The 380-nt window shown below is 58.4% G+C and carries 1 protein-coding gene; it reads right to left on the bottom strand.

The features are described 5' to 3' along the window. Positions 1 to 18 precede the first annotated feature (18 nt). Positions 19 to 380 (bottom strand): hypothetical protein (locus tag AC1D0P_RS31710; RefSeq protein ID WP_477680351.1); only part of this gene is annotated, 362 nt, incomplete at its 5' end.

Genomic DNA, 380 nt, shown 5'->3' on the forward strand with positions numbered 1-380 from the left:
CATGCGTCGCTTCAGCGCTTAGATCTCTGCTCGAAGCTTTTCCGGATCGATCTTGGACAGATCCTCACCCTCACTCGGGTGGCGCTCCCAGTGTTTCGGCTCAAGCGGTGTGAGCGGACGATAAGCGCTGTTGAAGTTCCTGACCGCGCGCCGGGTGACTGAGCCGCGCGGCTCCTGCGTCAGGCGATAGAGGCCTGCGGCGATCATCAGCCCCATCGCGGGAATCATGACTGGAAATCCAGCAGGCATTCCGGGAATAAAAGCGGCGATGATCCCCATCAGTATGCCGCCGACCAGGACTATGACCGCAATGCGTTTTGTGACTTTGTAGACAGAATCTTTTTCGGCCGGCATCGGACAATCCGCTGGCAAGGCTGTGT

The sequence above is a fragment of the Polaromonas sp. P1_G2 genome (genome assembly GCF_056405515.1).